The sequence below is a fragment of the Bacteroidia bacterium genome (assembly GCA_025056095.1).
In the GTDB taxonomy this organism is placed as follows: domain Bacteria; phylum Bacteroidota; class Bacteroidia; order JANWVE01; family JANWVE01; genus JANWVE01.
In genome coordinates this window covers 1-16,571 of sequence record JANWVW010000039.1, presented here as the reverse complement: position 1 = coordinate 16,571, position 16,571 = coordinate 1, and the positions used below count along the sequence as shown (strand labels likewise).

At 36.9% G+C, this 16,571-nt stretch carries 15 protein-coding genes; 5 read left to right on the top strand and 10 right to left on the bottom strand.

Going from position 1 to position 16,571, the window contains the following annotated elements; translation table 11 throughout:
- Window positions 1-133: 133 nt before the first annotated feature.
- Window positions 134-3,043 carry a serine hydrolase gene (locus NZ519_04970; protein ID MCS7028098.1) on the bottom strand — a complete coding sequence of 970 codons (2,910 nt, stop codon included), beginning with the start codon at window positions 3,041-3,043 and terminating at the stop codon, window positions 134-136.
- Window positions 3,044-3,087: 44 nt separating this feature from the next.
- Between NZ519_04970 and NZ519_04965 the strand changes: the two genes are divergently transcribed.
- Both NZ519_04965 and gpmI read left to right on the top strand, forming a co-directional pair.
- The gene (locus tag NZ519_04965) at window positions 3,088-4,437 is read left to right on the top strand and encodes an MATE family efflux transporter (protein ID MCS7028097.1); all 1,350 of its coding nucleotides are present in this window, start codon (window positions 3,088-3,090) and stop codon (window positions 4,435-4,437) included.
- Window positions 4,438-4,491: 54 nt separating this feature from the next.
- Entirely contained in the window at window positions 4,492-6,027 is a 1,536-nt protein-coding gene (gene gpmI, locus NZ519_04960; protein ID MCS7028096.1) for a 2,3-bisphosphoglycerate-independent phosphoglycerate mutase, read from the top strand.
- A gap of 15 nt (window positions 6,028-6,042) precedes the next feature.
- Here gpmI and rlmN read toward each other — a convergent pair whose 3' ends face one another.
- The 7 genes from rlmN to sdaAA all read right to left on the bottom strand — a co-directional run bounded on the left by rlmN (window position 6,043) and on the right by sdaAA (window position 11,236).
- Window positions 6,043-7,089, bottom strand: coding sequence for a 23S rRNA (adenine(2503)-C(2))-methyltransferase RlmN (gene rlmN, locus NZ519_04955; GenBank protein ID MCS7028095.1), 1,047 nt, complete (start codon window positions 7,087-7,089; stop codon window positions 6,043-6,045).
- Window positions 7,090-7,094: 5 nt separating this feature from the next.
- Window positions 7,095-7,493: a cytochrome c maturation protein CcmE gene (locus NZ519_04950; protein MCS7028094.1), complete on the bottom strand. Its 399-nt coding sequence runs from the start codon at window positions 7,491-7,493 to the stop codon at window positions 7,095-7,097.
- On the bottom strand, window positions 7,490-7,672 hold the full coding sequence (locus tag NZ519_04945) for a CcmD family protein (protein MCS7028093.1): 183 nt from the start codon (window positions 7,670-7,672) through the stop codon (window positions 7,490-7,492). Before NZ519_04945 ends, NZ519_04950 begins: the two co-directional genes overlap by 4 nt.
- Entirely contained in the window at window positions 7,638-7,856 is a 219-nt protein-coding gene (locus tag NZ519_04940) for a hypothetical protein (protein MCS7028092.1), read from the bottom strand. The genes NZ519_04945 and NZ519_04940 overlap by 35 nt, the downstream gene beginning before the upstream one ends.
- Window positions 7,857-7,925: 69 nt before the next feature.
- Complete coding sequence (locus tag NZ519_04935) at window positions 7,926-9,581, bottom strand: alkaline phosphatase family protein (GenBank protein ID MCS7028091.1); 1,656 nt, start codon at window positions 9,579-9,581, stop codon at window positions 7,926-7,928.
- 126 nt (window positions 9,582-9,707) lie between these two features.
- Window positions 9,708-10,292: a nicotinate (nicotinamide) nucleotide adenylyltransferase gene (nadD, locus tag NZ519_04930; GenBank protein ID MCS7028090.1), complete on the bottom strand. Its 585-nt coding sequence runs from the start codon at window positions 10,290-10,292 to the stop codon at window positions 9,708-9,710.
- 38 nt (window positions 10,293-10,330) lie between these two features.
- Complete coding sequence (sdaAA, locus tag NZ519_04925; GenBank protein ID MCS7028089.1) at window positions 10,331-11,236, bottom strand: L-serine ammonia-lyase, iron-sulfur-dependent, subunit alpha; 906 nt, start codon at window positions 11,234-11,236, stop codon at window positions 10,331-10,333.
- 104 nt (window positions 11,237-11,340) lie between these two features.
- Here sdaAA and NZ519_04920 point away from each other — a divergent pair, with 104 nt between their 5' ends.
- On the top strand, window positions 11,341-12,972 hold the full coding sequence (locus tag NZ519_04920; GenBank protein MCS7028088.1) for an ATP-binding cassette domain-containing protein: 1,632 nt from the start codon (window positions 11,341-11,343) through the stop codon (window positions 12,970-12,972).
- Window positions 12,973-13,009: 37 nt separating this feature from the next.
- Window positions 13,010-13,393 (top strand): hypothetical protein, encoded by a 384-nt coding sequence (locus NZ519_04915; GenBank protein MCS7028087.1) that lies wholly within the window; start codon window positions 13,010-13,012, stop codon window positions 13,391-13,393.
- Window positions 13,394-13,458: 65 nt separating this feature from the next.
- Here NZ519_04915 and NZ519_04910 read toward each other — a convergent pair whose 3' ends face one another.
- Window positions 13,459-13,893 carry a DUF1573 domain-containing protein gene (locus NZ519_04910; GenBank protein MCS7028086.1) on the bottom strand — a complete coding sequence of 145 codons (435 nt, stop codon included), beginning with the start codon at window positions 13,891-13,893 and terminating at the stop codon, window positions 13,459-13,461.
- Window positions 13,894-14,037: 144 nt separating this feature from the next.
- On the bottom strand, window positions 14,038-16,344 hold the full coding sequence (locus NZ519_04905) for a ComEC family competence protein (GenBank protein ID MCS7028085.1): 2,307 nt from the start codon (window positions 16,342-16,344) through the stop codon (window positions 14,038-14,040).
- A gap of 53 nt (window positions 16,345-16,397) precedes the next feature.
- Here NZ519_04905 and NZ519_04900 point away from each other — a divergent pair.
- The coding region (locus NZ519_04900; GenBank protein ID MCS7028084.1) for an AAA family ATPase at window positions 16,398-16,571 on the top strand (174 nt) is incomplete at its 3' end.

Below are 16,571 nucleotides of genomic sequence, written 5' to 3'. Positions count from 1 at the left end.
CGCAGCACCGAAGCGTTAGCGTAGCCCGTAGCACGCCGACCTTGTGGGCAAAAGCCCACAAGGGCACGCCCAAAAAAATTAAAAGTTAAAAAATTCTTAACTATCATTCCCCGCATAAAACAAAATTTGAGTACTACTTAAGTACTACACGTGGTTCTACACCAATAGCTTCATAAAACAAGCTTTGTACATACTGCCTTACACTACGCTCAATAAGCTTTTTGTTATCTGCTTTTGGATGTATCCTATTTGTAAGCATTACGAATACAAGCTCATGTTCAGGGTCTGCCCAAAGACAAGTTCCTGTGAATCCTGTGTGTCCGTAGGTTTTAGGAGAGCATCTGTAACTCATCTGCCAAGAGCGGTTAAGAGTATCTCTTTGCAATGGTGGTTTGTTAAAGCCTAATCCCCTGAACGTGCCAGGCTGCGCCGAAGTAAAAAGTAGTACCGTAGCTGTGTCTAATAACCTATGCTTTCCGTAATAGCCATAATTCAAAAGCATTTGTCCAATAGCAGCAAGACTAAAAGCATCGCTAAATAAACCTGCATTTCCACACACGTTGCCACACAAAGCTGCCGTAGGGTCATGTACGTAACCATGAACAAGCTGTTTTCGCCAAAGATCATCCTGTTCCGTAGGTGCAATTTCTTCAAGCTTGAACTTTTTCACGGGAAGGAAACAAATACGTTTTAAGCCCATCTTAGCATAAAATTCTTGCTCTATCCACTCATCGAGAGGTTTTTTGTAAATGTTTTCCAATACCTTCTGCAATAGATACATATTAAAGTCGCTGTATTCATATTCATTTTCCCTGTACAAATTTACTCGGCTAATTTGGTACAAAATTGTATCCCACATATCGTTGCGGAAGTACAAATTTTTTGCTACGGGAATGGTAAAAGCTGTATCTTTTTTGGTACCACTTTTCTTATCTTTTGATGAAGCTTCCCTACAAGTAGTAGAAAAATATTGTTTTAACTTGGGAGCCTCTTTTTGAAAAAACTTAAAAACATAAGCAGGTAAACCTACACCCGCGCCTGAATGATGAGTGAGCAACTTTTGAATAACTGCATTTTTGATTGTACCTTTAGCTGTATCCAAAAAAGGAAGATATTTTTTGAGACTATCTTGCAGTTTAAGCAAACTATCTTGGTAAGCACGCATGCACATTAAAGTGGTTGCACAAATTTTAGTCAAAGATGCTACGTCGTATAAAGTTTGCATTTTAACTTTTTGACTTTCCTCATACGTCAAATGTCCAAAAGCTTTTTGATAAACAATTTTTCCCTTATGCGCTACCATAATCTGACCACCTGGCATAACCTTATCTTTTATCCACTCTTTTAGCACAGAGTCTAAATGTTGATATACTTTGTATTTAGTGAGGTACATTCCCCCTTCTTCAGGCAAGGCTATTCCTAACCTACATGCTTTATACGTGTAAGCTTGATAAGGTGCAGACAATGAAAATTCAAAATTTCCTTGTACAGGATATGCGCCCACTATTGCTTGTGCAACAATATCTTGTGCATCGCTGTCATGCTGTGAGTGGTAAATGACACTATTAGCGTTAGCATAGTAGCTCAAAGAACTATGCAAAGGTCCGAAATGAACTACTACCACATTGTGCGTAAGGCAAAACGTATCTATTATTTTTAATTTTTCAGGACTCAAAGTACCATGTATGCTGATAATTGCGCTTTTCTTTGCTGTGCTTAATTTTGATTTGAGCTGTTTTTCAGTTGTCTTAGGGGAGACATACTTAAATTCTAAGCTATCTACAAACTGCTCTAAGGTTGCTTGAAAGGGTGTATAGCTATCTGTATTGAGACTTATGCAAGTCCAATCGGAAAAATTAAAGTCTGTAGAGAAAGGAAGTAAATTATTGTCATTTTTGAGTAAGCATACACTATGAGCAAGGGTATTTCTATACATAGCCCTGGCGTATATATCTGCAAGAGGCTTTTGAGGTTTTTGTTGTATGAAGTACTTAGCTATCAAAATACGTTTGACCTTTTCGTCAAGACTTTGAATGGATATTTTGCGTAAGATAATCGCTTTTTTAATTTCACGAATGGCTTTTTCTACATCAGGCGGACACACGAGTATATCTACACCATTTTTTAGCAATTGTGCATAGTTTGCAGGTTGAGCAAATTGATCTAATCTGTCTGTAAAAATCAGACCATTGAAACGATAAGCTTTTCGCAGCATTTGCTGCACAAAATAGTAATAAAAATACAAAGGTTGTAGAGAACTGCTATCTGGGTTGCTAATCTGAATAGCATTAACTAAACAATCTTTTAGCTGCTTATGTATTTTGACTTGCTTTTGAATACCTTGACTATCTTGTTTTGATGCATGAAAAGCCGATAAACACAATATAATACGTTGTGATTCGCATTGTCTTTGAAAAATTTTGAGGTGTTGAATTTGCGTGGACTCATTCGGACTAATATATTGAGTTTGGTAAGTAGATTCAGACAATCTCAAAGGGACTAATAGAGTGTTAAATTCTTTTTGTTTCATTTGATAAAGCAGTGCATCTACTTGCTGCTCTACAACCTTTGGATTTTTGATTGTGCCCAAGGTAGAAAGATAAGGAATGTATTTTTGATTCTGCGGATAATGAATAACGCTAAAATAAGGTACCATACAGCTATCTTTAATAACACTATCAGAAAAAGAGGAGTACAAATATCCTCCTACATTTTTCATTTTTTGAGTATAAGGTAAAATAAAAAGCTGCTTTATTTTGTCATTTAGAGAAAGTCTTTTGAGAATAGAATCAGCGTAGTGTTCAGCGCTAGAGAAGTTAAAGAGTTCAGTAGGTTTTTTGCTCTCAATGGTAGTTTTACTGCTATGTCGCGTACGATGAATTAAAAAAGCCGATAATAAAATGAAAGATACTGCCAAACTTACTCCCAAAAAGAATTTTTTCAAGCGTGTATCAGCAGGTAAATAATACATTTTTGTTGTATAAAAAGTGCTTTCAAAATACGTACCTAAATTGTAAAGGCTGCCCTGTTTATAATTTTGCATCAAAATTTGAACTTACTAAGTTTAGCATGGATTGATTAAGTTGTATGTCATTTTTTAGACCGCAAACACAAGTAACCTATCGGCATATACTATCTATTGCTTTACCTATCATTATCGGACATTTAGCAGTTAGCTTATTATTCATTACAGATACAATATTTTTAAGCCGATTAAGTGAGTTAGCATTAGAAGCCGCAGGCATGGGTGGTTTAATTTATTTCATGCTTCTGTATCCATTTTCAGCCGTAGGGATAGGAACACAAATTCTTATTTCAAGACGCTTAGGGGAAAAAAATTACCAAGAAATACCTGTGATATTCAAAACTGCATTAGTTCTGCTTGTTTTGATAGGGATACTCATGACCTTCATTATTTTATTTTTTAGTGAATATGGCTTACAATACTGCTTTCAATCGCATGCGGTTGTCAAAGGAATTCAAGAATTTTTAGCCTATCGTGTGTATGGATTTACATTTGCAATCTTAGCAGGATTATACAGGGGCTTATTTACTGCTATTGAACGCACTTCTATCATAATGGTTTCTACAATGTTTTCAGTATTGCTTAATGTAGCCCTTAACTATGTTTTAATTTTTGGACAATTTGGAATTTCAGCAATGGGCATTGCAGGTGCAGCTGCAGCATCCTCCATTGCCGATTTTATCGGGTTCATGATACTTGTATCGTATCTGCCTTTTTGTAAAAACATTAAAGCTATACGAATTTACTCGGGAAAGCTTTTAGATATTACACAAGTGCGTAAGATTTTGACACTTTCGGCACCTATCATGGTTAAGTTTTTTGTTGGTATTGTATCGTTTGCTGTGGCATTTGCTTTTGTAGAAAAAATTAGTGAAAGAGAGTTAGCCATAGCCCAGGTGATACGCTCTGTGTATGTAGTTTTTATGGTACCAATTTGGGGATTGAATGCAGCAGTTAATACGCTTGTAAGTAATGTAATTGGTCAAGGTAAAGGGCAGGAAGCTAAGCAAATTATGCACAAAGTCCTGCATTTGAGTATAGGTATTACTATGGTTACTTTGGTTGGGCATATTTTCTTTCCTGAAAAACTGTTGTCTGTCTTTGTGCAAGACAATTCAAGTTTAATACAAGCTTCTTTACATTCTCTTCAAATTATGATTTTTGTACAGTTAAGTTTTGCAATAGCTTACATTTATACAGGTGCGTTAGAAGGTGCAGGAGATGTTAAGTTTATCATGATAATGGAGATTGTGCTGTGTATAGTTTATATTTTGCTTGCATACGGATTAGTATTTTATGCGCATTTGGGAGCAGTTACTGTGTGGATTGCTGAACTGTGCTACTGGATATGGATTTGGATATGCGCAGAATGGCGTATGAAAAATACTAAATGGATAAACGCACGTCTATAAATGCAGTAAAACAGAGTTTTTTATCCGCAATGGACTTTTGTTTATTTTTGCTTGATGAAAAAAGCCCTTTTGATCATATTGGATGGCTGGGGCATAACAGAAGATCCAAAGGTGAGCGCTATTGCCAAAGCCGATACACGCTACATAGATTATTTATGGGAAAACTACCCACATACTACTTTATTAGCATCAGGGGAAGCTGTGGGGTTACCTGATGGACAAATGGGTAATTCTGAAGTAGGGCATACTTGTATCGGTGCAGGAAGGGTAATTTATCAAGACTTATTACGGCTAAATATTGCAGTTAGGAATAAAGAATTTGAAAAAAATGCAGTTTTTCAGGAGTTAGTAGAATATACAAAAACGAACAAAAAAACTTTGCATTTATTAGGCTTAGTTTCTGATGGGGGGGTTCATAGTCATATAGAGCATGCCAAAGATTTAATCCGGGCAGCATCCGAATTGGGGGCGTATAAAATTGCCTTGCATGCTTTTACTGATGGGCGAGATTGTGATCCCCAAAGTGGATTAGGGTTTATTGAGCAAATGTTAGAATATATTGCCCAATATCCCAATACTGTTTTAGCTACTGTCGTAGGGCGATACTATGCTATGGATAGAGATAAGCGCTGGGAACGTATCCAGTTAGCTTATAATGCTATTACAAAAGGAATAGGCAAAAAAACACAGAATTTATTCAAAGCCATAAAAGAGTCGTATGAAAATGGCATCACAGATGAATTTATTCAACCTATCATACATGTAGATAAGCATCAACAGCCCTTAGCTACTATTGAACCTAACGATGCTGTTTTGTTTTTCAACTTTCGTTCTGATAGAGGAAGGGAACTTACCGAAGCACTCTCTCAACGAGATTTTGAAAACTACAATATGCAAAAACTTCCTTTGAAATATGTTACTCTTACGGAATATGATCCCACATTTGAGAATGTAAAAGTTATGTTTGAAAAGCAAGATATCTCTATGACTTTGGGCGAAGTTATTGCCAAGCACGGTAAAACACAACTACGTATTGCCGAAACAGAAAAATATCCGCATGTTACTTTCTTTTTGAACGGAGGGCAGGAATTGCCCTTTGAGAACGAACACAGAGAGTTAGTACCCTCTCCCAAAGTAGCTACGTATGACCTATTGCCCCAAATGAGTGCTTATGGTGTAACGAATGTAGCCCTACATCAAATTGCTATTAAGCAGCCTGATTTTGTATGTGTTAATTTTGCTAATCCTGACATGGTAGGGCATACGGGTGATATGCAAGCAGTTATTCAAGCTTGTACTACGGTCAGCCATTGTGTAGAGCAGATTACCAACTTGGCCATAAAGTATAATTACGCTGTTTTAATTATTGCAGATCATGGCAATGCCGATTATATGATAAATCCTGATGGTTCGCCAAATACTGCTCACAGCCTTGCCCCTGTGCCTTGCATCTATGTAGATGAATCAAACAAAAATGTAAAACTTAGAGCAGGGGGAACTTTGCAAGATGTAGCCCCTACAATTTTGGACATTATGAGTATTCCTAAACCTGTACAAATGACAGGAAACAGCTTGATTTTACGAGAATAGGGTAGTTTGATATCTTTATGTAGATTTAAGCACCGTATTTTTATCTTGGATGATAAGCTGCCCGCAAGCTGCGTTAATATCCTTGCCCCTACTTCTGCGTATGCTGGTTGGAATGTTATGTTGTAGAAGGTACTGTTCAAAAATTTTAATTTTTTCAGGGCTGCTTCCTTTGAATGTACCTGTTTCGTTGTATTCTATCAAATTTACTTTGCAGGGAATTTTTCGGCACCACTTGACAAGTTCCTTTGCGTCTTCTAACGTATCATTGAAATCTTTAAGCATCACATATTCAAAAGTAACGTATTGTTTCATTTTAGAGTAGTAGTATTGTAGGGCTTGTTGCAGAGTGCTAAGATTGTTATGAGTGTTTATAGACATAATTTTGCTTCTTTTTTCATCTGAAGGGGCGTGTAACGAAAGTGCAAGTTTAGCTTTTATGCCATCATCTGCTAAGTGTTTAATACCTTTGGCGATGCCTGCTGTGGAGATAGTAATTCTTTTAGATCCTATGCCCATTTCTTGCGAGTTTGTCAAATGGTGGTAAGCTTGAACAACGTTGCTATAATTGAGTAAAGGTTCGCCCATGCCCATAAAAACAATGTTAGTTACAGGTCTTTGGTATATTTCCAAAGCCTTTTTTTGAATATGAACTACTTGGTCTACTATTTCTGCACTTTCTAAATTTCGCAGCATTTTCATTCTACCTGTGGCGCAGAAGTGGCAATCTAAGCTGCACCCCACTTGTGAGGAGATGCATGCAGTCATGCGGTTAGGTGTAGGAATGAGCACGCCTTCTATTTTTTTTCCGTCAAATAGTTCAAAAACGAACTTTACTGTGCCATCTTGGGCTACTACACTTTGAGCAATGTGTGTGAGGTTAAAGTAAAAGTGTTGTTGTAAAGTTTCGCGTAATTTTTTGCTAAGGTTAGTCATTTCCGCAAAGCTGCGGACTTGTTTCTGCCAAATCCATTGATAAATTTGTTTAGCCCTGTACGGTGGTTCATTTTGCGCTTCAACGAAGGAGGTCAGCTCGGATAAGCTGACTTTTCGAATATCTTGCATAAGACTTAGTCGTTATTTACGGTAGGTTTAGCCCCATCATTGTATTTAGAGGGGCATTTCATCATAATTTTAGAGGCTTCAAAGTTTTCTCCGTTCCAAGTTCCGACAACCACAACTTTTTGAGATTCTTCAAAGCCCACAGGTTTGCTGTCCTTATAGACTACTTTTGCTACTTCGCCTTTTTCATCTTTGAGGTAAAAAGTAAATAAGTTAGGATTTTTTACAGGATTGTATTCAGCTTTGTCGCGCATGACCCATTCGCCTGCGATATGGACTTCTTTTTTCTTCTGCTTAGCTGTGGCAAAGTCTGCATATTCGCTGCTGTTTGAGGTCATGCTGTATAGCATAAAACCAAACGAAGCTATGACCACTAAAACGATAATAAAAGCCCATTTTTTATTCATAGTTCATGCTCCTTTTCTATGCGCTTAATTTTTTGCTCTAATCGTATAAGATAAACAATTATCCCTGCAAAAATTATCAATATAACGCCGACGACTACATATATTTTTCCTGCTTGGTAAAAGCCTTTGGCTTCTTCGGGGATATTAGCTTGTAAAAGCAGGAAAAGCAATTTTTTCATAATTCAATGGCAAATTTAAGAATATTATGCCAAAGCACAAAAGTGAGTTGCAGATATTTGGTCTAAAAGATGATTTGATTTTTATTTTTTTGGGCGTGCCCCTTGCTGACGCAAGGGTCGGGGCATTCCGCACGTAGCCCGTAGCACGCCGACCTTGTGGGCATGAGCGAAGCGAAACGCCCACAAGGACACGCCCAAAAAATTAAAATAAAACTTAACCTTCTTGCAAAAAATAGACTTAACAAAAGCAATGTCAAAACTGTACTGCGTGCATTAAGTCCGTAATAGGATTGCCAATACAACCGTTTGGCTGTTCTATTCGCAACAAAGCAGCTACCGTAGATGCAATATCTGTAATCTGTACTCTTGCATAAGTTTTGCCCCTCGGAATTTTCCATCCATACCATAACAAAGGTACATGCGTATCATAGCTATATTGAGATCCATGCGTAGCCGTTAACTCTAATTCATCATCAAACCAATTCGGTTGGTACAGTACCACCACATTTCCCGAACGAATAGGATGAAAACCTAATTGCACTTTATGAAAAGGTTCCTGAATAAAGCTTTTGGTTATCAAATCTGTGCGAGAAATGGCGTGCGATACACCTTCTAAATTGAGTACAATTTCCACAGTCTGGGCTTCTATTTGAGATACATCTAAGTTTTTACTTTGTATTAGTGGCTCATTCAGATAAACTTGCTGATTCATATACTTTAAGACCCATTTGCCTTCGCCATATTTTTGAGAGAGTTTTTTATTTACTTGTTCTACAAGGTTTTGAGTGTTGAAAAGTCGTGCAGGTATCTTATATTGCTGCAAATAATCAGGATTATACACTGCGCCGTGGTCAGCAGTGAGAAAAACAAGATACTGATTTTTGCCTACTTGTCTATCCAAAACATCGAGCAGTTCAGCAAGTTGTTTATCTAAGCGAAGGTAAGTGTCTTCTGCTTCTACTGAATTAGGTCCAAAGTAATGCCCTACATAATCTGTGGAAGAGAAGCTAATAGTTAGCATATCTGTAAATTCGCCCTTGCCTAGTTTTTCATTTTCTATGGCAGCAATGGCAAATAGTTTAGTAAGTTCATTTCCTGCGGGGGCATGTAAAATGGGCTTGTAATCTTTGCAATCATTACTAATAGCAAAATTATGCGGAAAAGTATTTTTATTCTCACACTTGACGCCTATTTCGTACTCACCCGCATCTTTGGCACTCATGATATACGTTTCAATTGGATAAAGAGTGTTCCAAGGTTCTTTTATCATTTTATCGGGAAGTTTTTGATTGTTAAATTCCTTGACCCAAGTAGGTAGTTCTTTCATGTAGTAGCTAGAAGTTATCCAATTTCCTGTGCTGCTATCAAACCAATAAGCAGCATCAGCTGTATGCCCTATGGATAATATAGCACCTCTATCTTTGAGTGATATGCCTATTGTTTTACTTTTGTGCTCATTAGAAAGTTTAATTTGGTCTGCAATAGTAGTACATAACATGTTTCGAGGTGATTGTTTACCTGCTGTTCCAACAGTATGACCAATACCTTGTACAGTAGTATCTTGCGTGCAATATACCTTTTGCTTGGTACTTTTTTGATACCATTCATTTGCTACAATCCCACTGTACAAAGGCGGAGCCCCTGTGAAAATAGCTGCATGCCCAGGTGCAGTGTAAGTAGGCACATAGTTGTAGTGTGTGTTTTCACAAGAATATCCTTGCGTAATTAAGCGTTTGAAACCTCCATCGCTTTGGTAACGGTTCCAGTATCGGTATAAAAAGTCATACCGCATTTGGTCAATAACAATTCCGACTACTAGCTTAGGGCGTTCTAAACCTTTGTAACTCTGTGCTAAGGGAGAAAAAGTAATCCCAAAACAAAATGCTACGCAGTAGAATAGTTTTTTCATTCCTTGCAAAAGTAGAACATTTTTTGAATTTAGGTATTTTATTTTGCTTTGAATTGAAGTAGGCTAATTAAAGAATGAAAGTTTTGATAAAAGCTTGCAGTTGAGCTTTTAGGGTAAAAACAGAAATTAAAGGTAGTACCCATTTTTTTCTATAATTTCTAACACAGCATCATGCACTAAGTACTTTATGCTTTTTCTTTCCCTTACACGCTGACGGATATAGGTTGAAGAAATATTCATATTTGGGGCATCTACTAAATGGACATTCGGGTGATCATGAAAAAGTGTTTTTTCGCAGTAAGGACGTGGAAAAACTAACAATTGATAACCGTTTAATATATCTTGATATCGTTTCCAGCGTTCAAAACCTTGTAGATTATCTTCACCCATGATTAAATAAAACTCATACGTAGGATATTTTTTTTGTAGAAATTCCAAAGTGTCTATAGTGTAAGAGGGCTTAGGCAAGTGAAATTCTACATCTGATGCGACAAGCTTAGGGTTATCCATAAGGGCGGCTTCTACCATGTCAAAGCGGTCAAATTCATGTAAAAGTTGATGGCTAGACTTAAAAGGATTTTGCGGACTAATCACATACCATACTTGATGCAAAGAAGCGTTAGTACAAATGGTTTCTCCAATAATTTGATGTCCAACATGAATAGGATTGAATGAACCGAAATATAGACCTATTTTCTTCTTTTCGCTCATAGGTTAGAAATGGTAATTCAAAGTGGAATTAAGTGTTCTTATAGAGTTGTATCATCAGGCAAAATTTCTATGTTAGACACCAAAACTTTTTTTTCTATCATTTTTGCGGTTTTAGTCGCAGCTAGTCCTCCTAAGGCAGTTTCTTTATATTTGCTTTCCATGCTTGCACCTACTTCGCCCATTGCTTCAACTACTTCATCCACAGGTATGACAGTTTTTAATCCTGCTAACGCCATTTGTGCTGCGCTGAAAGCAATTGCTGCAGCTGAAGCATTTCTTACTACGCAAGGAACCTCAACTAAACCTGCTACGGGATCGCATATTAAGCCTAACATGCATTGTATTGTAATGGCTACTGCATCAAAAATTTGGGATAAATCTCCGCCTAAACAATAGACTACCGCACCCGAAGCCATAGCAGCTGCTGTACCTGTTTCTGCTTGGCATCCGCCTACCGCGCCTGCAATACTGGCTTTACGTTCTATAATTAAACCAATACCTGCGCTAACAAGCATAGCTTGATATATTTTTTCGTTAGGAATATGATGGATATTTTGAAGTGTAGTAAGTACTCCAGGCATAATTCCTGATGCGCCTGCCGTAGGTGCAGCTACAATCCTACCCATACACGAATTGACCTCCTTAGCCGCTAGGGCGTTGTATATCAACTGTTGAAAGTTCTCCCCTAAAACAGAAATAGGTGCATTTTTTACCTTTTTAGCCCCATTATCTATCATACCTGAGCGAGAGCGCATATCTTGGCTAAGTCCTGTTTGTACTGCTTCACGCATTACTTGAAAAGCACGCGCTAAACCATTCCATATCTCCTCTTCTGTGCGATTCTTTTGTTTCATTTCATATTCTATTACGGCTAGATGAGGTAAAATATTCCTTTCTTGGCAATATCTTGCCCACTCCTCAAAACTATCAAACAGAATGTCCATATTTCAAAGATAACATAATTTTCTCAAACTTTGTCCTAACTTCGTAATAAAATTCTTTCCATTTTGCTTGAATGAGAATGTAAATTTATCTGTACCTTTGTGCCATGATTAGTACTTCGGGAGTTACACTTAGGTATGGCAAGCGCACATTATTTGAAGACGTTACGTTAAAGTTTTTACCAGGTAACTGCTATGGCTTAATAGGTGCAAATGGCGCTGGAAAATCTACCTTCTTAAAAATTTTATCTGGTGAAATAGAACCTCAACAAGGTAAGGTAGAAATAGATAAAAATGCAAGAATGTCTGTGCTTAAACAAAACCATTATGAGTACGATGACAAGCTAGTATTAGAAACCGTAATTATGGGCAATAAGCGCCTGTATCAAGTAATGAAAGAAAGAGAAGCTATTTATAGTAAGCCAAATTTTAGTGAAGAGGATGGTATTCGTGCCTCTGAATTAGAAGCTGAATTTGCAGAAATGAACGGCTGGCAAGCAGAAGCAGAAGCAGCAGAGCTACTCAATAGCTTGGGCATACCAGTAGAATTACATCAAAAATATCTAAAAGAGCTCAATGAAAATCAAAAGGTAAGAGTATTATTAGCACAGGCACTTTTTGGCAACCCTGATATCCTGTTAATGGATGAACCTACAAACGGATTAGACATAGAAACGATAGCTTGGTTAGAAAACTTTTTAGCAGATTTTAAGAATTTAGCTATTGTCGTTTCCCATGATAGGCATTTTTTAGATGCAGTTTGCACTCACATTGCTGATATTGACTTTGGTAAAATACAGCTTTACACAGGAAATTATTCGTTTTGGTATCAAGCTAGCCAATTAGCTTTGAAGCAAAAACAAGAACAAAATAAGAAAGCAGAGGAGAAAAAGAAAGAGTTAGAAGAGTTTATTGCTCGTTTTAGTGCTAATGCGGCAAAATCTCGCCAAGCTACAGCTCGCAAAAAAATGATTGAAAAACTCAATATTGAAGAAATAAAACCTTCAAACCGTAGATACCCTTACATAGCTTTCAAGCCTGAACGTGAATTGGGCGATCAAGTTTTGGAAATAGAAAACCTTAGCGCAGCCCATTCAGAAGGATACTACTTCAAAGATGTTACCTTAAAATTGACCCGAAAAGACAAAGTAGCAGTGCTTAGTAAAGATAGTTTAGCAATTACTACCTTCTTTAACATTTTAGCAGGTGAACAAAAACCAACTTCGGGAACATACAAATGGGGAATAACCACAAATGTAGGATATTTTCCCAAAGAAAATAGCCAATACTTTTCTAATCCTGAACTCAATCTTGTTGAGTGGTTACGTCAATATTCTACGGAAAAAGATGAAACCTTTATTCGTAGTTTTTTAGGAAGAATGCTCTTTTCAGGTGAAGAAAGTTTGAAAAAATGCACCGTATTATCAGGAGGGGAAAAAGTTCGATGTATGCTTGCTAAATTGATGCTACAAAATCCGAATGTGATTATTTTGGATGACCCTACTAATCACTTGGACATGGAATCTATCATTTCTCTAAATAATGGCTTGAAAGATTTCGAAGGTGTATTGCTCATTAGCTCACATGACCATGAATTGTTACAAACTGTTTGCAACAGAGTAATTGAACTCACCCCTAATGGCTTTTTAGATAAACTTATGACCTTAGATGAGTATTTAGAAAGCGAAACCGTCAAAGCACAGAGAAATGCTTTGTATAGTGGAGTAGTAGCAGAATAATTTTGAAACAAACAAGCTTTTTTCATATTTTTGGAATATGAAGTTTTTACTTTGGATATATGGACTTGTAGTGATATTTCTTTGTTTTTCTACTTTTTCAGTACAAGGGGCTGCGGTACCTGCGCAAAATCAAACTGTAGTTAATAAAACCTTAAAAATAGAACAGAAACACAAAAAAGATGGCTGGAAAGAACGTATGCGGCAAAGAATATACAAACTGATTAAGGTACATGACACGTTTTTGATAGGCTTTTTAATTTGTTTGTTCTTATTGGCTTTAGCTTTTATGCTGGGGGTATATTGGGTAAAAAATCCTGAATTTCTCAATGCGCTTAATTACGTAAGTTTAGGTTTAGTAGTAATTACGGCTATTTTCGCAATCCTTTGGTTAATGACTGTCAATATGCGTAAGCATCCGTAGCTAAAAAATCAAAAAGCGGTGAGAAATAAGATTTCACCGCTTTGTTTGTTGTTTTGCTAAGTTTTTTACAGCTTAGGTAAATTGCCAGGGGCAATTAAGGGTGAAGTAGCTGCGGGTTGCTCTACCACCCCCTTAATAAAAATCACTTTTGAAGGCGTTTTAGCATCGGAAGTAATAGTTATAGCTTTATGGAATGAACCTAGGCGAGAAGCATCGTATTCTACTAAAATACTGCCCTTTTTACCAGGAGGAATAGGTTCAGATGACCAACGAGGAGTTGTACAACCACAAGATGCTGTTACTTGGGATATTTTTACAGGCTTTTTACCTGTATTGGTAAAGAAAAATTCATGTGAAATTTTGTTGTTAGGCGCAGTTTTTTGCGTTATTGTACCAAAATCGTATGTTTCTTCTTCAAAAGACAATTCGCCCGCATCTTCTGAAGGAGGCGCAACACTTGTAATAGTGCTAGTGTTATTTTGGGCATAAATAGAGAACATGCCCACACTGCAAAGCATGATGATAAAAATTAACCACTTTTTCATAGCTTACCTTATTGCTCTTTTTTATCCTTGCAAGATACAACTTTTTTTTGATTTTCGTTACATATAAAATGCAAATGTTTGATTATCAACTAAAAAAAATTAGAACGTAATTTTACCCGAAGCAATATTCTCCAGCCCACTAACTACCTTATCCTTATACAGAGTGATTACTTTCTGCTTATGATATTGAGTGAAACGAACTTTGCCTTTTGAATACTCATACGTAGCTTCTAAAAAGGCATTTGGACTAATATCATACCTTTTGTGCCACAATTCGGTCTGTATGGAGGGACTATAAGGATAAACTTCTGCTTTGTTCAATCCATGGTAAGCTAAATATGCTCCTGACACGTAATATAGCCCTACAGTGTTTTTCAGTGCCTTTTGAGGAACAAAAGCTACAGCCTTTCGATACGGAGAAACGTACATCAAAGCAGTATTTTTGCCTATTTTGAAGGTAACCCAATGAGCTTGGTAGTGTTTGTAATGTCTATATGCCTCGGTACAGCAGAAAGCTAACACGCTTATGCAACCTATCCACCAAAAAATTTTTTTGCGATGCAGAAAATATACACTCATGGCACTAACGGTTATCATTAAAAATACAGCGCCCCAAAAAGTTACAGGTAGAGGAGAGATAGTAGAATACGGTAACTTGGCTAAAAAGTCTATAATTTCGTTCATACTGTATAGTAGGTAAAATAAAATTTGTGTTACCCAAGCACCTACAAAAGGAATCCAATGTACAAATAGCAAGATAATCCCTAAAAATAAAGCCAAAGTAGATATAGGTACGATAATTAAGTTTGAAAGTAGAAAGTAGGTTGGAAATTGGTAGAAAAAGTATAAGCTGATGGGCAGAGTAAAAAGTTGGGCTGCTATACAAACGCTTGTCAGTACCCAAATTTGTTTAATCACCCAGAAAGCAAGTCTTTTTAGACCGTAGTTATATTGAGTATAGTCAGGGATAGAGATAGCGTTTTGAATAGCGGGCGCAAGAGCTACTATTCCTATTACTGCTGCGAAAGAAAGTAGCATACCCAGATTAAAGATATCGTTTGGATTGTATAAAAGCATACAGAAAAGCACTACGCACAAAGTATTGTAGATATTTTGGTAGCGTTGTAGGACTTTGCCCCCTAAAACAAAAGAAAACATTATTGCCGCTCTCATGATAGAAGGCGATGCCCCTGACAAAAACGCATAAAATATCACTAATACGCTTGTTAAAACGGCTTTTAACCACAATTTTCGGTTGATATAAGGAATATATTGTAACAAGCTGAATACAGCTAAGTAAATTAAGCCGACATGCATGCCCGAAACGGCTAATATGTGTAAAGACCCTGTAATTATGTAGTCCTGTTGCGTATCAAAGTCAATATCATCTTGGTAGCCTAAGACTAATGCTTTTGCAACTGCTTGTTCTCTTTCAGTAGGTAAATTTTCATATATCTTTAAGAGTTGCTCTTTGATGCCCTGTATAGTTTTGAAAATAGACCAACTAGGATTAGAGATAATTTTAATTTTGTTAGTATCCGCTTCATTTTGTTCGTACAGGTAGATAATACTGTACACGCGCATGTAAAAAAGGTATTTAGCATAATCAAATTGATAAGGCAACTGTGCCGATGGAGTGGATTGCAAACGAACTTGATAAAGTACAACGGTATCCCCATATTTTATTTTGGGATAGTCTATCAGTTTGGTTTTTAGTAAAACTTTACCTGTTACAGGTATCCATTGCTTTTGGTACTGAACATGAGTAGCGTTCAAGTAGAATTGATTAGTGTATGAGCTGCGCCGAATATCACTTTTCCATACACCTTTGAGTGTTATTACTTTCTCATTAAAATGGCTGACATGATTTTTAGGTTTAGTATTGTATAGAAAAGTATGAAGGTATCCCAAGCTCAATAAGCATAGTAAAATGCCTATTCCCGCTAAAACTTCATTATTCAAGGTAATTTTAGCTTGTTTTTTTAAGATGGAAGCGGTAAGGTAAAGTAGTGCTCCAAAAATGGCGATAGCTAAAATTAAATAGCCATTTATTTTGTGATGATAAGCTAAAATACCAAATATAAACGGAATGAGAATTCTTAAAAATGGGACTAAATGCACGTAGGCAAAAATATTGTGTTTGGAATGAACTTCAAAGTTAATGAAAAACAAAATGCCATCATGATATGGCTGTAGTTTAGGTAGATTGAGGTTCTTTGATGGGTTCAATTGTGTTAGGTCTGTCTTTATTTTCAGGCAAAGTATTAAGTATGTAAAGATTAAATAAATTTTATTTTTTGGGCGTGCCCTTGTGGGCAAAGCCCACAAGGTCGGCGTGCTACGGGCTACGCTTTCGCTTCGGTGCTTCGCTTCGCTCCGCACTGGGCTAACGCCCACCCTCCGCATGCCTCACGCAAAAAACAAACCCAACCATCCTACTAAAAGCGTATCTTTACTACATGAACCAAGTACTCTTCCCCTACGGTGTAAGTAACTTCGAACAACTGGTTACCCAAAACTTTGTCTTCGTAGATAAAACAAATTTCATAACTCTACTAGAAAAGCAAAAGTTTGTTTCTTTTTTACGCCCTCGCAGATTTGGTAAAAGCTTGTGGCTCTCTATTTTAGAGTAC

Excerpts from the sequence above, each read along its gene's own strand:
- NZ519_04945 (MCS7028093.1), bottom strand. The coding sequence starts at position 7,672 with ATGAAAAAATTGCTTTTCCTGCTTTTACAAGCTAATATCCCCGAAGAA.
- nadD (MCS7028090.1), bottom strand. The coding sequence starts at position 10,292 with ATGAGCGAAAAGAAGAAAATAGGTCTATATTTCGGTTCATTCAATCCT.
- rlmN (MCS7028095.1), bottom strand. The coding sequence starts at position 7,089 with ATGCAAGATATTCGAAAAGTCAGCTTATCCGAGCTGACCTCCTTCGTT.
- NZ519_04905 (MCS7028085.1), bottom strand. The coding sequence starts at position 16,344 with ATGCGGAGGGTGGGCGTTAGCCCAGTGCGGAGCGAAGCGAAGCACCGA.
- gpmI (MCS7028096.1), top strand. The coding sequence starts at position 4,492 with ATGAAAAAAGCCCTTTTGATCATATTGGATGGCTGGGGCATAACAGAA.
- NZ519_04910 (MCS7028086.1), bottom strand. The coding sequence starts at position 13,893 with ATGTTCTCTATTTATGCCCAAAATAACACTAGCACTATTACAAGTGTT.
- NZ519_04970 (MCS7028098.1), bottom strand. The coding sequence starts at position 3,043 with ATGCAAAATTATAAACAGGGCAGCCTTTACAATTTAGGTACGTATTTT.
- NZ519_04950 (MCS7028094.1), bottom strand. The coding sequence starts at position 7,493 with ATGAATAAAAAATGGGCTTTTATTATCGTTTTAGTGGTCATAGCTTCG.
- NZ519_04965 (MCS7028097.1), top strand. The coding sequence starts at position 3,088 with ATGTCATTTTTTAGACCGCAAACACAAGTAACCTATCGGCATATACTA.
- NZ519_04915 (MCS7028087.1), top strand. The coding sequence starts at position 13,010 with ATGAAGTTTTTACTTTGGATATATGGACTTGTAGTGATATTTCTTTGT.
- sdaAA (MCS7028089.1), bottom strand. The coding sequence starts at position 11,236 with ATGGACATTCTGTTTGATAGTTTTGAGGAGTGGGCAAGATATTGCCAA.
- NZ519_04920 (MCS7028088.1), top strand. The coding sequence starts at position 11,341 with ATGATTAGTACTTCGGGAGTTACACTTAGGTATGGCAAGCGCACATTA.
- NZ519_04935 (MCS7028091.1), bottom strand. The coding sequence starts at position 9,581 with ATGAAAAAACTATTCTACTGCGTAGCATTTTGTTTTGGGATTACTTTT.